Here is a 16,556-nt window from a genome sequence, read left to right on the forward strand (position 1 = left end):
ATGCCAGAACAGCAGGACAAGGTTGTCGACTACCTCCGCAAGGTCACGGTCGACCTGCGCCGCGCGCGCCAGCGCATCGAGGAGCTTGAGGCGCAGGGCCGGGAGCCGATCGCGGTCGTGGGCATCGGCTGCCGGTTCCCTGGCGGCGTGCGCGGGCCAGAAGACCTGTGGGAACTGGTCCGGGACGAGCGGGACGTCATGTCCGGCGTGCCCGCCGACCGGAACTGGCCGACCGGCGGGGTGGATTTCCCTCGGGTCGGCGGCTTCCTGGACGACGCGGCCATGTTCGACTCCGAGTTCTTCGGCATGTCCCCCCGGGAGTCGCTGACCGCCGACGCCCAGCATCGGCTGCTGCTGGAAACCTCCTGGGAGGCACTGGAACACGCCCGGATCGACCCGGAAACCCTGAAGGGCAGCCGGACCGGCGTCTACACCGGCCTGGTCTACGGCGACTACGGCGACCTGCTCGACCCCGAGGACTCCCGCGGCTACCTGAGCCTGAACAGCGCGCCCAGCGTCGCCTCCGGCCGGGTCTCCTACGCCCTCGGTCTGGAAGGCCCCGCGGTCACCGTCGACACCGGCTGCTCCTCCTCGCTGGTCACCATCCACCTGGCCATGCGCGCGCTGCGCAACGGCGAGTGCAACCTGGCCCTGGCCGGTGGCGCCTCGGTGATGACCCAGCCCACCGCGTTCATCGAGTTCACCCGCCAGGGCGGACTCGCCCCCGACGGCCGCTGCAAGGCATTCTCCGACTCCGCCAACGGCACCGCCTGGGCCGAGGGCGTCGGCGTGATCGTGCTGGAACGCCTCTCCGACGCCCGCCGCAACGGCCACCGGGTCCTCGCGGTGATCACCGGCAGCGCGATCAACCAGGACGGCGCCTCCAACGGCCTCACCGCCCCCAACGGACCGTCCCAGCAACGCGTCATCCAGGACGCGCTGCGCGAGGCCCGACTGTCCACTTCGGACGTCGACGTGGTGGAGGCACACGGCACCGGCACCACCCTGGGCGACCCGATCGAGGCCCAGGCCCTGCTCAACACCTACGGCCAGGGCCGGGAAATCCCCCTGCTGCTGGGTTCGATCAAGTCCAACCTGGGCCACACCCAGGCCGCGGCCGGCGTGGCCGGTGTGATCAAGATGGTGCAGGCCGTGCGCTACGGCGTGGCGCCCAAGACCTTGCACGTCACCGAACCCTCGGCACACGTGGACTGGTCGGTCGGCGCGGTGGAACTGCTGACCGAGACCACCCCGTGGCCCGCCGTCGACCGCCCGCGCCGCGCGGCCGTGTCCTCCTTCGGCGTCAGCGGCACCAACGCGCACATCGTGATCGAGCAGGCCCCCGAGGAGGCCGAATCCACTGAGCCCGCAACGGCTCCGGCCGTGGTGCCGGTGGCGTTGTCGGCCAAGGTCGAGCCCGCACTGCGTGGCCAGGCCGCGCGACTGGCCGCACTGCTGAGCGGTCCGGACGCGCCGACCGCGCTGGACGCCGGGTTCTCCTCGATCTCCTCGCGGGCCGCGCTGGCGGTGCGGTCGGTAGTGGTCGGTGCGGATGCGGGCGAGCTTTCCGGGCTGTTGCAAGGCTTTGCCGACACCGGGTTCGCCGAGGCTGGGGGAGTGGTCTCAGGCACGGTGTTCACGGGCGGCAACTCGGTCTTCGTTTTCCCTGGCCAGGGCTCGCAGTGGGTCGGCATGGCCCTCGAACTGCGCGAGCAGTACCCGGTGTTCGCCGCGCGACTGGACGAATGCGCGGAAGCCCTTGCACCGCATGTGGATTGGAACCTGGTCGACGCACTCGGCGACGAGCAGCTGCTCGCCCGGGTCGACGTCGTGCAGCCGGTCACCTGGGCCGTGAACGTCTCGCTCGCCGCGGTCTGGCAGTCGCTCGGTGTGCAGCCGGACGCGGTGGTTGGCCACTCGCAGGGCGAGGTCGCGGCCGCGGTCGTGGCTGGTGGATTGTCGTTGCAGGACGGTGCTTTGGTCGTCGCCCGGCGGTCGCAGTTGATCGCCCGGGTGCTGGCCGGGCGTGGTGGTATGGCCTCGGTGGCGTTGCCCGTCGCCGAGGTCGAAGCCCGCCTCATCGACGGCGTTGGCGTGGCCGCGGTCAACGGTCCGGCCGCCGTGGTGGTCTCCGGTGAGATCGGCGCGATCCAGGAATTCGTGCGCGGCTGCGAGGCCGATGGCGTGCGGGTCAAGCAGATCGCGGTGGACTACGCCTCGCACTCGCACTTCGTGGCCGAGCTGGAAACCGAACTGGGCCAGCTGCTCGCCGAGGTGCGTCCGCAGGCCGGTGCGGTGCCGTTCTACTCCACGGTCACCGACGGCTGGCTGGACACCACCGAGCTGAACGGCGGCTACTGGTTCCGCAACCTGCGTCAGCGGGTCGGCTTCCACACCGCCATCGAGGGCCTGATCCGCGCCGGACACACCCGGGTCGTCGAGGTCAGCCCGCACCCCGTGCTGGCCGCCGAAATCCAGGCCACCCTGGACCTGATCGGCGCCGAGGGCGTGGTCACCGGCACCCTGCGCCGCGGCGAGGGCGGGGCCCGGCGACTGCTGGAATCCGTTGGCCAGTGGTGGGTGCGCGGCGGCAAGGTGGACTGGGCGGCCTGGTTCGCCGGGTCCGGCACCCAGGTGGACCTGCCCACCTACGCCTTCCAGCGCCAGCGTTACTGGCCGGCCCCGCGCATCGGTGGCGACGCCGCCGCGTTCGGCCTGACCGCCACCCGGCACCCGGTGCTCGGCGCGGCCGTCCCGCTCGGCGACGGCTCGGGCACTGTGCTCACCGGCCGCCTGTCCCGGGAAACCCATCCCTGGCTTGCTGATCAGGCCACCGTGCCGGGCAGCGCGCTGCTGGAACTGGTGGTGCGCGCGGCCGATGAGGTCGGCTACGCCCGGGTGGCCAGCCTGACCGAACTGACTCCGCTGGTCCTGCCCGACGGCGGGTCCCAGATCCAGATCGTCATCGGCGCGGCAGGCGACGACCGACGCACCGTGTCGGTGCACGCCCGCCCGGCCGACTCCGATGAGGAGTGGACCCGGCACGCGTCGGGCCAGCTTGCCAAGAACCCGCGCGAACTGGACCTGTCTAGCGAAGGTGGACAGGTCACCGAGGTGTCGCTGCCCGACGGCGCCACCGACCCCGGCTTCGGCCTGCACCCCGGGTTGCTGCACGCCGCGATCGAGGACGACCTGCGACCGGTGGAATGGCAGGACGTCACCCTGCACGCCACCGGAGCCAGCACGCTGAAGGTGCGGCTGACCGGGCTGGGCGGGGACGAGTGGGAACTGGTCGCGACCGATCCCTCCGGCGACCCAGTGCTCACCGCCCGCTCGGTCACCCTGCGCGCGGTCGAGATCGCGGCGGAGTCCGGGGCCGACCTATTCACCCTGGACTGGGCAACGCTGACCGACGTACCGGCGGAACAGCCCGACCGCGTGCCTACCGACCGTTCGGTAGAGACGCAGCCAGAGGTGGTCCTCGCCGAGATCGCCACCCGGGGCGACGACCTCGACGCCGTCCACCACGCCACCGCCCAGACCCTCGAACTCGTCCGCGACTGGCTGGCCCAGGGCAATCCCGCCCGCCTGGCCATCGTCACCCCCGACTCCGGCCCGGCCGCCGCAGCCGTGGGCGGCTTCCTCCGCTCGGTCAGCGCCGAACACCCCGGTCGCTTCACCCACCTCGCCGTGCCCGCGGGCACCGACCCCGCCGTCGCCCTGCCCTTCCTCAGCGACGACGAACCCCGCCTGCGCATCCACAACGGCCAGGTTCAGGCCGCCCGCCTGCGCCGCCACACTCCCGAATCCACCGCACTCACCTGGGATCGCGACGCCACCGTTCTGATCACCGGCGGCACCGGCGGATTGGGCAGCGCGCTCGCCCGGCACCTGGCCGCCCAGGGCTTCCGCCGCCTGGTCCTGGCCAGCCGCCGCGGCCCGGACGCCCCCGGCGCCGCCGAACTGTGCGCGGAACTCGGCGCCCAGGCCATCGCCTGCGATCTGTCCACTGTGGACTCGGTCCAGCAGCTGATCGACAGTGTTGACGGCCCGCTCACCGCGGTCGTGCACGCCGCCGGTGTGCTGGACGACGCCGTGGTCGAATCCCTGACCGCCGAACGACTCTCCGCCGTGCTCCGGCCCAAGTTCGACGCCGCCTGGCACCTGCACGAAGCCACTCGCGACCGGAACCTCGCCGGATTCGTGGTCTTCTCCTCGGCCGCCGGGATCTTCGGCAACGCGGGCCAGGCCGCCTACACCGCCGCCGACGCCGCCCTGGACGAACTGGTCCGCGACCGCCGATCCAGGGGCCTGCCCGGCCTCGCGATCTCCTGGGCCGCCTGGGAAATCGGCCTGTCCGCCGCGCTGACCGAGACCGACCGGCAGCGGATGATCGCCGCCGGATTCCGCCAGCTCACCGCCACTGAGGGCCTGGCTGCCTTCGACCGGCTGATTGCCACCAACACCGCGTCCGCACTGGTCGCGCCAATCGACTTCGCCGCCGTGCGCCGCCAGGACGTGCTGCCGCCCGTGCTGCGCGAGTTCGCGGGTAAGCGCGGGGTGCGCCGGGGCAAGGCCGCGCTGGCCGGGGTGTCCGGCCTGCTCAGCGGCACCCGCGCCGAACAGCTCACCGCCGTGCGCGAACTGGTGCGGGCCCGGGTCGCCGCCGTGCTGCGGCACACCGGCGAGGTCCCCGTGGACCGGGCCTTCCGCGAACTGGGCTTCGACTCGATGACTGCGGTCGAACTCAGCCGCGCCCTCGCCGAAGCCACCAAACTCGCCCTGCCCACCACGCTGGTGTTCGAGTACCCCAACGTGATCGCCCTCGCCGACCACCTCCTCGCCGAGCTGACCGGGTCCGACGACCTCGCCGTCACCGACCGGCCGACCCGGCGGATCGACGACTCCGACCCGATCGTCATCGTCGGCATGGGCTGCCGCTACCCGGGCGGCGTGGTCGACCCGGACGGCCTGTGGCAGCTGGTCACCGACGGCGTGGACGCCATCACCGAGTTCCCCACCGACCGAGGCTGGGACGTCGAGGGGATCTACGACCCCGACCCGGACCGGCGCGGCACCACCTACGTGCGCTCCGGCGGCTTCCTGCACGACGCCGCCGAATTCGACGCCGCCTTCTTCGGCATGTCCCCGCGCGAGGCCATGGCCACCGACGCCCAGCAGCGACTCCTGCTGGAAACCACCTGGGAAGCCCTGGAACGCGCCGGCATCGAGCCGAGGTCGTTGCGCGGCAGTGACTCCGGCGTGTTCACCGGTGTGATCTACACCGACTACGGGCCGCTGCTGGCCGCCGACTTCGAGGGCGAGCAGAGCATCGGCAGCACGCACAGCGTCGCCTCCGGCCGCGTCGCCTACACCCTGGGTCTGGAGGGCCCGGTGGTCTCGGTGGACACGGCGTGCTCCTCCTCGCTGGTGTCCCTGCACCTGGCCGCCCAGTCCCTGCGCGCCGGCGAATGCTCCCTCGCCATCGCCGGTGGCGCGACCGTGATGTCCACGCCCACCGCGTTCGTGGAGTTCTCCCGGCAGCGGGTGATGTCCGCGGACGGCCGCTGCAAGGCATTCTCCAACTCCGCCGACGGCACCGGCTGGTCCGAGGGCGTCGGTGTCGTTGTGCTGGAACGGCTTTCCGACGCACGCCGCAACGGCCACCGGATCCTGGCTGTGCTCAAGGGCTCCGCGATCAACTCCGACGGCGCCTCCAACGGCCTCACCGCCCCCAGCGGCACCGCGCAGCGCAAGGTGATCCGCGCGGCGCTGAACTCCGCCGGACTGTCCACTTCGGATGTTGACGTGGTGGAGGCGCACGGTACCGGCACCTCGCTCGGCGACCCGATCGAGGCCCGCGCCTTGCTCGCCACCTACGGCCAGGACCGGGACCAGCCGCTGCTGCTCGGCTCGCTCAAGTCCAACATCGGCCACAGCCAGGCCGCCGCCGGCGTCGGTGGCGTGATCAAGATGGTGCAGGCCATGCAGCGCGGGATCGTGCCGCGCACCCTGCACCTCACCGAGCCCTCCGACCAGGTCGACTGGTCCAGCGGCGAGGTCCGGCTGCTCACCGAAGAGGTGCCCTGGCCCGAGGTCGGCCGCCCGCGCCGGTCCGCGGTGTCCTCCTTCGGCATCAGCGGCACCAACGCACACGTCATCCTGGAACAGGCCCCGCCGGAGCCCGAACGCCCCACCATCGAGGCCGACCTGGTCCCGCTGCCAGTGGCCGCGCGAACCGCAGCCGCGCTGGACGAGCAGATCGCCCGCCTGCGCCCGTTGCTCACCGCCGAGTCCACTGTGGACATCGCCTACTCGCTCGCCACCACCCGCACCGCCTTCGAACACCGCGCGGTCCTGCTGGGCGACCACGAAATCGCCCGCGGCACCACCGTCGAGGGCGCGACCGCGTTCGTCTTCTCCGGCCAGGGCGCGCAGCGCCTGGGCATGGGCCGCGAGCTGCACGCTCGCTTCCCGGCGTTCGCCGAGGCTTTTGACGCGGTGCTCGCCGAGTTGGCCCAACTGGTACGCCCGGTTGGCCCAAGTGGGCGTACGAGTTTGCCCAAGTGGTCCGATTTGCGCGAGGTGATCTGGGGCGAGGACGCCGACCAGCTCAACCAGACCGGCTGGGCGCAGCCGGCGATCTTCGCCATCGAGGTCGCGTTGTTCCGGCTGCTCGAATCCTGGGGTGTGCGCCCCGACTACCTGGTCGGCCACTCCATTGGCGAGATCGCGGCCGCGCACGTGTCCGGCATCCTCTCGCTCACCGACGCCTGCGCGCTGGTCTCGGCCCGTGCCCGGCTGATGCAGGCGCTGCCCGCCGGTGGCGCGATGCTGGCGGTCGAAGCCGACGAGGCCGAGGTCGCCGAAGTCCTCGCGGACCGGCCCGCGGTGTCCATTGCCGCGATCAACGCCGCCCGCAACATCGTGCTGGCGGGCGAGGCTGAGGCGGTGGCCGAGGTCAAGGAGGTCCTCGGCGGACGCGGGCGGCGCACCAAGCTGCTCTCGGTCAGCCACGCCTTCCACTCCCCGCTGATGGAGCCCATGCACGCCGAATACGGCGAATCCCTTGGCTCGATCAGCTTCCGCGAACCGCGCATCCCGGTGATCTCCACAGTCACCGGCGAACTCGCCCTGGGCGAGGACCTGCGCAGCACCGAGTACTGGGTGCGCCAGGTGCGCGAGCCAGTGCGGTTCGCCGCGGCGATCTCGGCCCTGGCGGCCGCGCGTGTCCGGACCGTGCTGGAGGTCGGCCCGGATGGACTGTTGTGCGCGGCCGCCGCCGAGTCGCTGCCCGAGCAGGCCGTGGTCACCTCGCTGCTGCGCGCCGACCGATCGGTAGAGGCCGAATCAGTGCTGGCCGGGGTCGCGGGTCTGCACGTGGCCGGAACCCCGGTGGACTGGACCCGGCTGCTGCCCGCCGCCGGGGTGGTCGAGCTGCCCACCTACCCGTTCCAGCACCGCCGCTACTGGCCCGAGGTGGCCGTCACTAGCGGCGGAACCCTGTTCGGCGTGGACTGGCTGCCCCAGACCGTCCAGGCCATCGAAAACCCGCCCGCCGTGGTCCTCGCCGAGGCCGGGCAGGCCACGGACGACCCGGACGCCGTGCTCAACGCGGCCACCGAGGCACTCACCCTGGTGCAGCGCTGGCTGACCGAGGAAACCGACCGCCTGGTCGTGGTCACCCCGGTCGAGGGCCTGGCCGCCGCGGCCGTGGCCGGCGTGATCCGCTCCGCCGCCGCCGAATACCCGGGTCGCTTCCTGCACCTGGCCGCCAACACCCCGGTCGAGGTCGAACTCGCCACCCCGCACCTCACCGGCGAGGAACCCAGCCTGCTGGTCCGCGCCGGTCAGGTGCTCGCACCCCGGTTCGGGCCGCTCCAGCCGCGGGTGGCCGAGGCGAGCTGGGACCGCGAGCGCACAGTGCTGATCGCCGGTGGCACCGGCGGCATCGGCCGCGCCCTCGCCAACCACCTGGTCGGCCAGGGTTTCCGCCGCCTGGTCCTGGCCAGCCGCAGTGGTCCCGCAGCCGAGGGCATCACCGAGTGGGCCGCCGGAATCGACGCCGACGTGCGGATCGTGGCCTGCGACCTGGCCGACCGGAACGCGGTCGCTGACCTGGTCAACGGCATCGAGGACCTCGGCGCGGTCGTGCACTCCGCCGGAGTCGTGGACGACGCGCTGATCCCGGCACTCACCCCGGACCGCCTCGCGACTGTGTTGCGTGCCAAGGTCGACGGGGCCTACCACCTGCACGAAGCCACCCGCGAACTCGACCTGCAGGCGTTCGTGGTCTTCTCCTCGCTCGCCGGCATCGTCGGCGCCCGCGGTCAGGCCAGTTACGCCGCCGCGAACGCCGCCCTGGACGAACTCGCCCGCGCCCGCCGCGCCGCCGCTCTGCCCGGACTCTCCATCGCCTGGGGCCCGTGGACGGTCGGCATGGCCACCGGGCTCTCCGCCGACGACTGGCAGTCGCTGTCCCACGTCGGCCTCACCGGGATGACCGAGGCACAGGGCCTGGCCCTGTTCGACCGCGCCATCGCCGGTGCGTCGGACGTGGTCGCCGGCGCCCGCCTGGACGCCACGGTGCTCAGCCAGTCCGCCGCCGTGCCGCATGCCCTGCGTGCCCTGGCCACCCCGGCCGCCCCACAGTCCACTGTGGACGCACCCGTCGTCCGCGCCAGCAGCCCGGCCGAACTCCGCGCGCTCATCGGCGACCGGATCGCCGCGGTACTGCGCTACGCCGACGGTATCGCCGAGGACACCCCCTTCGGCGACCTCGGCTTCACCTCGCTGTCCGCGGTGGAACTCAGCCGCGCGCTGTCCGCGGCCACCGGCCTGGCGCTGCCTGCCACGCTGGCCTTCGACTACTCCACCGTCACCGCGCTCGCCGACTACCTGCACCGGGAACTCACCGGCGGCCAGGCCGTGCGCACCGCGACCCCGGTCGCCACGGTCGACCAGTCCGATCCGATCGTGATCGTCGGCATGGGCTGCCGCTTCCCCGGCGGCATTGACAGTCCGCAGGCGTTGTGGAGCCTGGTGGAGGCCGGTGGCGACGCGCTCACCGAGTTCCCCGCCGACCGCGGCTGGCCCCTCGATTCGCTGTACCACGAGGACCCGGACCACCCCGGCACCGTGTACGTGAAGTCCGGCTACTTCCTGCGCGAAGCGGACACCTTCGACGCGGACTTCTTCGGCATGTCCCCGCACGAAGCCGCCGCCACCGACCCGCAGCAGCGGCTGCTGCTGGAAACCTCCTGGGAGGCCCTGGAACACGCGGGCATCCCGCCACACCGGTTGCGCGGCAGCAAAACCGGCGTGTTCACCGGCGTCAGCGCCACCGACTACGGCACCCTGCTCGGCGCGGAGTACGAAGGCCACCGCTCCACCGGCAGCATCGCCAGCGTCGCCTCCGGCCGGGTCGCCTACCTGTTCGGCCTGGAGGGCCCGGTCCTCAGCCTGGACACGGCCTGCTCCTCCTCGCTGGTCGCGCTGCACCTGGCCGCCCAGGCCCTGCGCTCCGGCGAATGCTCCCTGGCCCTGGCCGGTGGCGTCACCGTGATGTCCACTCCGGCCGCGCACATCGAATTCTCCCGGCAGCGGGCGCTGGCCCCGGATGGCCGGTGTAAGGCGTTCTCCGACACCGCTGACGGCACCGCCTGGTCCGAGGGCGTCGGCGTGCTCGTGCTCGAACGGCTCTCCGACGCACAGCGACACGGGCACCGGATTCTGGCTGTGGTCAAGGGATCCGCGGTCAACTCCGACGGCGCTTCCACCGGCCTCACCGCCCCCAACGGACCGGCCCAGCAGCGGGTGATCCAGGAAGCCCTTGCCGCCGCCGGACTGTCCACTTCGGACGTTGACGTGGTGGAGGCGCACGGCACCGGCACCCGGCTCGGCGACCCGATCGAGGCCCAGGCCCTGCTCGCCACCTACGGGCAGGACCGGGAAGCCCCGCTGTGGCTGGGTTCGCTCAAGTCCAACATCGGGCACACCCAAGCCGCCGCGGGGGTCGGCGGGATCATCAAGATGGTGCAGTCCATGCAGCACGGGATCGTGCCGCGCACCCTGCATGTCACCGAGCCGTCCGCCCAGGTGGACTGGTCCACCGGCGAGATCCGCCTGGTCACTGAAGCAGTCGAGTGGACCTCACCGGACCGGCCGCGTCGCGCCGCGGTCTCCGCGTTCGGCGTGAGCGGCACCAACGCGCACGTGATCCTGGAACAGCCGCCAATCGCCGCTCCCGCAACGGAAACCCCGTCCGAGGACCTGGTCCCGCTGCTGGTCTCGGCCAAGAACCCGGACGCGCTGGACGCCCAGATCGAGCGGGTGCAGGCGATCCTGGCACACGAGCCGGTCACCGATGTCGCTTACTCACTGGCCTTCCGCCGCACCGGGTTCAGCCACCGCTCGGTGCTGCTCGACGGCGCGGCTGTGGCCCGCGGTGTGGTCATCCCCGGCAAGACCGCTTTTGTCTTCTCCGGCCAAGGTGCGCAACGCCTGTGCATGGGACGCGATCTGTACCAGCGTTTCCCGGTCTTCGCCGCCGCTTTCGACGCCGTGCTCGCCGAGTTCGACGACGATCTGCGCGCGGTGATCTGGGGCGAGGACGCCGCCGCGCTCAACCAGACCGGCTCAGCCCAGCCCGCCCTGTTCGCGATCGAGGTCGCGCTGTTCCGGCTGGTCGAGACCTGGGGCGTGCGTCCCGACTACCTGGTCGGCCACTCCATCGGCGAACTCGCCGCCGCGCACGTCGCCGGCGTGCTGTCGCTGACCGACGCCTGCGCGCTGGTCTCGGCCCGCGCCCGGCTGATGCAGGCCCTGCCCACCGGCGGCGCGATGGTCGCCGTGGCAGCGGGGGAGGACCTGGTCACCGACCTGATCAACGGCCGCGAGGGCGTCTCCATCGCCGCGATCAACGCGCCGGAAAGCCTGGTGCTCTCCGGTGACGCGGACGCCGTGCACGAGGTCGCCGAAGCCATTGCCGCCCAGGGCATCCGCACCAAGAAGCTCCCGGTCAGCCATGCCTTCCACTCCACGCTGATGGACCCGATGCTCACCGAGTTCGCCGCCGCCATCGACGGGATTTCCGTTGGACAGGCCAGCATCCCGGTGATCTCCACGGTCGGTGAGGTCACCGACTTCGGCAGCCCGGACTACTGGGTCCGCCAGGTCCGCGAGCCGGTCCGGTTCGCCGACGCGCTGGCCACCCTGGCCGAGGCGGGCGTGCGCGCGGTGCTGGAACTCGGCCCCGGCTCCACCCTCGGCGTCGCAGTGGCCGAAGCCCTGCCCGCCGAGGCCGCGGTGACCTCGCTGCTGCACGCGGATCAGGCCGACGAGCGGCGCTCGCTGCTGCGCGGCCTGGCCGAACTGCACGTGGCCGGCGTCGGGATCGACTGGCCGAGTTTGATCCCCGCCGCGACCCTGGTGGACCTGCCGACCTACGCCTTCCAGGGCAGGCGGCACTGGCCCACCACCCAGTTTGCCCAAGCGGGCGTACCAGTTGGGCCAACTGGCCGTACCACTTGGGCCAACTCGGCGGATGTGGCGGTGGCCGAGCCCGTGGTGCTCGACCGCTCGGCCGAGGACCAGGCCCGCGCGCTGCGGGAACTGGTCAGCGAACGGGTCGCGGCCGTGCTCGGTCACCCGGGCCGGATCCCGGCCGACCGGCCGTTCCAGGAACTCGGCTTCGACTCCCTGCTGGCCCTGCGCCTGAGCCGCGGCCTCTCCGCCGCTACCGGCCTGAACCTGCCCGCCACGCTGGCCTTCGACTACCCGACCGTCGCTGTGCTCAGTGAGTTCCTGCTCCGGGAAATCTCCGGCGCACCGAGCGCCGACGGCCACCAGCAGGGACCGATCGCCGCCGACGAACCCATCGCGATCGTCGGCATCGGCTGCCACTTCGCCGGTGGCGTGGACGGCCCGGACGCGTTGTGGGACCTGGTTTCCGACGGCATCGACGCCACCACCGACTTCCCGGTCAACCGCGGCTGGGACCTCGGCAACCTCTACGACCCGGACCCCGACCGCAAGGGCCGCAGCTACACCCGCCGCGCCGGTTTCCTGCACGAGGCGGGCGAATTCGACCCCGGTTTCTTCGGCATGTCGCCGCGGGAGGCCGTGGCCACCGACCCGCAGCAGCGGCTGCTGCTGGAAACCTCCTGGGAAGCTCTGGAACAGGCCGGGATCGACCCGAAGGCGTTGCGCGGCACAGCAACCGGTGTGTTCACCGGGTTGAGCTGCAATGACTACCCGAACCTGCTCGGCCAGGAATACGAAGGCCACCAGGCCACCGGCGGCCTGGCCAGCGTCGCCTCCGGCCGGGTCGCCTACGCGCTCGGCCTGGAAGGCCCGACCGTCACCGTCGACACCGCCTGCTCCTCCTCGCTGGTCGCGCTGCACCTGGCCGCGCAGGCGTTGCGGGCCGGGGAATGCGGGCTGGCACTGGCCGGTGGCGTGACCGTGATGTCCACCCCGGCCGGGTTCATCGAGTTCTCCCGCCAGCGCGCGCTGTCCCCGGACGGCCGCAGCCGGTCCTTCTCCGACGACGCCGACGGCGTGGCCTGGGGCGAGGGCGTCGGCGTGCTGGTCCTCGAACGGCTCTCCGACGCCAAGCGCCACGGGCACCGGATCTTGGCCGTGGTCAAGGGATCCGCCATCAACTCCGACGGCGCCTCCAACGGCCTGTCCGCCCCCAGCGGCCCGGCCCAGCAGCGGGTGATCCGCTCCGCGCTGGCCAGCGCCGGACTGTCCACTTCGGACATCGACGTGGTGGAGGCGCACGGCACCGGCACCACCCTGGGCGACCCGATCGAGGCTCAGGCCCTGCTCGCCACCTACGGGCAGCACCGGGAAGAGCCGCTGTGGCTGGGGTCGCTGAAGTCCAACATCGGGCACACCCAGGCAGCAGCCGGTGTCGGCGGGATCATCAAGATGGTGCAGGCCCTGCGGTACGGGATCATGCCGAAGTCGCTGCACATCACCGAACCCTCCACCAAGGTCGACTGGTCCACTGGCTCGGTCGAACTGCTCGCCGAGGCGCGGCCCTGGCCCGAGGTTGAACGGCCGCGCCGCGCGGCGGTGTCCTCCTTCGGGGTCAGCGGCACCAACGCGCACGTGATCATCGAGCAGGCCCCGGAGATCGAGGAACCGGTCTCCGCCAACGGATCCGGCCTGGTCGCCTCCGGCGGCGTGGTCCCGTGGGTGCTCTCCGGCTCGGCCGCATCCGCTTTGCGCGGACAGGCAGCCAAGCTCGCCGACTACACCGGGGCTGACCCGGTCGACCTCGGCTGGTCCCTCGCTACCACCAGAGCCACCCTGGAACATCGTGCCGTGGTCGTGGCACCCAGCACCGCCGAAACCGTTGCCGCACTGGCTGATCTGGCCAACGACGAGCCCTCCGGCTACGTGGTCAGCGGCCAGGCATCGGTGGACGGCCGGGTCGCGTTCGTCTTCCCCGGCCAGGGCGCGCAGTGGGTCGGCATGGGTGCCGAACTGCTCAAGTCCTCGCCGGTCTTCGCCGCCCGCCTGGCCGAAGTCGCCGCGGCACTGGACCCGCTCACTGGGTGGTCGCTGCTGGATGTCGTGTCCGGCGGCGGTGAGCTGGACCGGGTGGACGTGGTGCAGCCGGTGTCCTTCGCGATGATGGTTTCCCTTGCCGCGGTATGGGAATCCGCGGGTGTCCGGCCGCACGCGGTGATCGGGCACTCCCAGGGCGAGATCGCCGCCGCCTGCGTCACTGGCGCGCTCTCCCTGACCGACGCCGCCAAGGTGGTCGTCCTGCGCAGCAAGGCCATCGCGAACGGCCTGGCCGGACGCGGCGGCATGATGTCGGTGGCCGCCCCCGCCGAGGCGATCGACCTCACCCCGTGGGCGGACACGATTTCCGTCGCCGCCATCAACGGCCCCAGCGCCACGGTGGTCGCCGGTGATGTGCAGGCCATGGAACAGCTCGCCGAATGGTGCGCCGAACGCGGCAACCGGACCCGGGTGATCCCGGTGGACTACGCCTCGCACAGCCACCACGTCGACCTCCTCGAAGCCGAACTGGCCGAGGTGCTCGCTGGCATCACCATCCAGGAGGGCTCGGTGCCCTGGTGGTCCACAGTGGACAATCAGTGGCTCGACCCGGCGGAAGTGCCAGCCGACTACTGGTTCCGCAACCTGCGCCAGACCGTGCAGTTCGGCCAGGCCGTCGGCGCGCTCGCCGATGCAGGGTACGCCGCGTTCGTCGAGGTCAGCAGCCACCCGGTGCTCACCGCCGCCATCCAGGAAACCCTGGACGGCCGCAACCTGCCCGACACCGTGGTCACCGGCACCCTGCGTCGCGAGGACGGCGGCGCCACCCGGCTGCTGCTGAGCCTGGCCCAGCTGCACGTGCGCGGCATCCCGGTGGACTGGCCGCGACTGTTCCTCGGCGCGGGCGGCAAGCGGATCTCCTTGCCCACCTACGCCTTCCAGCGCGAGCTGTACTGGGCTGAACCGTCCGAGGTCGTGGCCGGAGTTGCCGACAGCGAGTTCTGGACCTCGGTCGAACAGGGCGATGTCACCGCACTGGCCGGATCGCTCGGCGTGGACGAAGCAGCCCTCGCGCCGATCCTGCCCGGCCTCACCTCCTGGCGACGCCGCCACCAGGAAGCCGTCGCGCTCGACCAGTGGTCCTACCGGATCGACTGGGCTCCGCTCACCACGCCCGGAACCGTTGCCCTGGAAGGAACCTGGCTGCTCGTCACCCGCGATAGCGGCGACCTGGCCGCCACCCTTGCCGACGGCCTCACCGCTCGCGGCGCCAAGGTCGTCCAGACCACCCCGGACCAGCTGGTCCCCGGCGACTACACCGGCATCCTGTCCCTGCCCGCCACCGACGACCAGCCCGCGGACACCCTCGCGCTGGTGCAGGCGGTGGAACGGGCGGGGCTGCTCGCGCCGGTGTGGGTGCTCACTCGCGGCGCGGTCGCGGTGACCGACCCGGCCGAACTGACCAGCGACTGGCAGCCGCAGCTGTGGGGCATGGGCATCGTGCTCGGCCTGGACCGCCCCGCGCTCTGGGGCGGCGTCATCGACCTGCCCGAACAGTTCGGCTCTGCCACGCTCGACCGGCTGGGCGCGGTGCTTACCGGCACCGAGGGCGAGGACCAGGTGGCCATCCGCGAATCCGCCGCCTTCGGCAGGCGCCTTCGCCGCGATCCCGTTGCCAGCGCACAAGCCTGGCAGCCACGCGGCACCGTGCTGGTCACCGGCGGCACCGGCGCACTCGGCGCGCACATCGCCCGCTGGGCCGCCACCAACGGCGCCGAGCGCCTGGTGTTGTTGAGCCGCAAGGGTCCTGAGGCCGACGGCGTCGCCGAACTCACCGCCGAACTGAACGAACTCGGTGCCGAAGTCACCGTCGCTGCCTGCGATGTCACCAACCGGGACCAGCTCGCCGAGGTCATCAACGCCATCCCGGCCGGGCAGCCGCTCACCGGCGTGGTGCACGCCGCGGGCATCGCCCGCCCGGAAACCCCGCTCTCGGAGATGTCCGCCGAGGAGTTCGCCCAGATCAGCCACGCCAAGATCACCGGCGCAGCGCACCTGGACGAGCTGCTGCGCGAGCACGACCTGGACGCGTTCGTCATGTTCTCCTCGGGGGCGGCGACCTGGGGCGGCAGCGGCCAGCTCGCCTACGCCGCGGGCAACGCCTACCTCGACGGCCTGGCACACGCTCGAAGGGCGCGCGGCCAGGCCGCGACCGCGATTGCCTGGGGCGCCTGGGGTGGCGAGGCCGGCATGGTCGACCGCGAGGCCGCCGAACAGCTCCGCCGGATGGGCCTGCACACCCTCGACCCGGCCCAGGCCACCCACGCCATGGCACTCGCGGTGGGCGAAGGCTCGCCGCACCGGGTGATCGCCGACATCGACTGGGAGCGTTTCGCCCCCGGCTACACCCTCACCCGCAGCCGCCCGCTGCTCAACGGCCTGCCCGAGGTGGTCGCCCTGCTCGCGCCGGAGGAACCGGCCGACGGGGCGGGCACCAGCGAGTTCGCCGCCAAGCTCAGTGGACTCACCGCCGAGGACCAGGACCGGATGCTCGTCGACCTGGTCCAGGCCGAGGCCGCCGCGGTGCTCGGCTACGCGGACAAGTCGGCGGTGGCGGACCGGGCGTTCAGCGATATCGGCTTCGACTCGCTGACCGCGGTGGAACTGCGCAACCGCCTCAACAAGCGCACCGGCCTGCGGCTGCCGGCCACCTCGGTGTTCGACCACCCCAGGGCCAGCGCGCTGGCCAAGCGGATCCGCACCGAACTCGGCCACACCGACAGCAACTCCCTGGAATACGTGCAGGCCCAGCTGGAACGCCTGGAAGCCAGCCTGCTCGCACTCCCGGCCGAGGCCGTCGAACAGGCCAAGCTCACCACCAGACTGCACCGCCTCACCGCCCGCCTCACCGAGAACTCGGCGGCCACCGGCGGCGGCACCGTCGCGGAGAACCTGGAGGCCGCGACGGCCGAGGACGTCTTCGCCTTCATCGACTCGGAGCTGGGCAATGACTAGCCGCCTGCCAGCCCGTCGAC

1 protein-coding gene is annotated in these 16,556 nt (G+C 72.1%); it reads left to right on the top strand.

Annotated elements, in window-relative coordinates:
* Positions 1-16,536, top strand: coding sequence for a type I polyketide synthase (locus MZC64_RS28465; protein ID WP_247761687.1), 16,536 nt, complete (start codon positions 1-3; stop codon positions 16,534-16,536).
* The last annotated feature ends 20 nt before the right edge of the window (positions 16,537-16,556 follow it).

The sequence above is a fragment of the Crossiella sp. S99.2 genome (genome assembly GCF_023094165.1).
Taxonomy (GTDB): Bacteria; Actinomycetota; Actinomycetes; order Mycobacteriales; family Pseudonocardiaceae; genus Crossiella.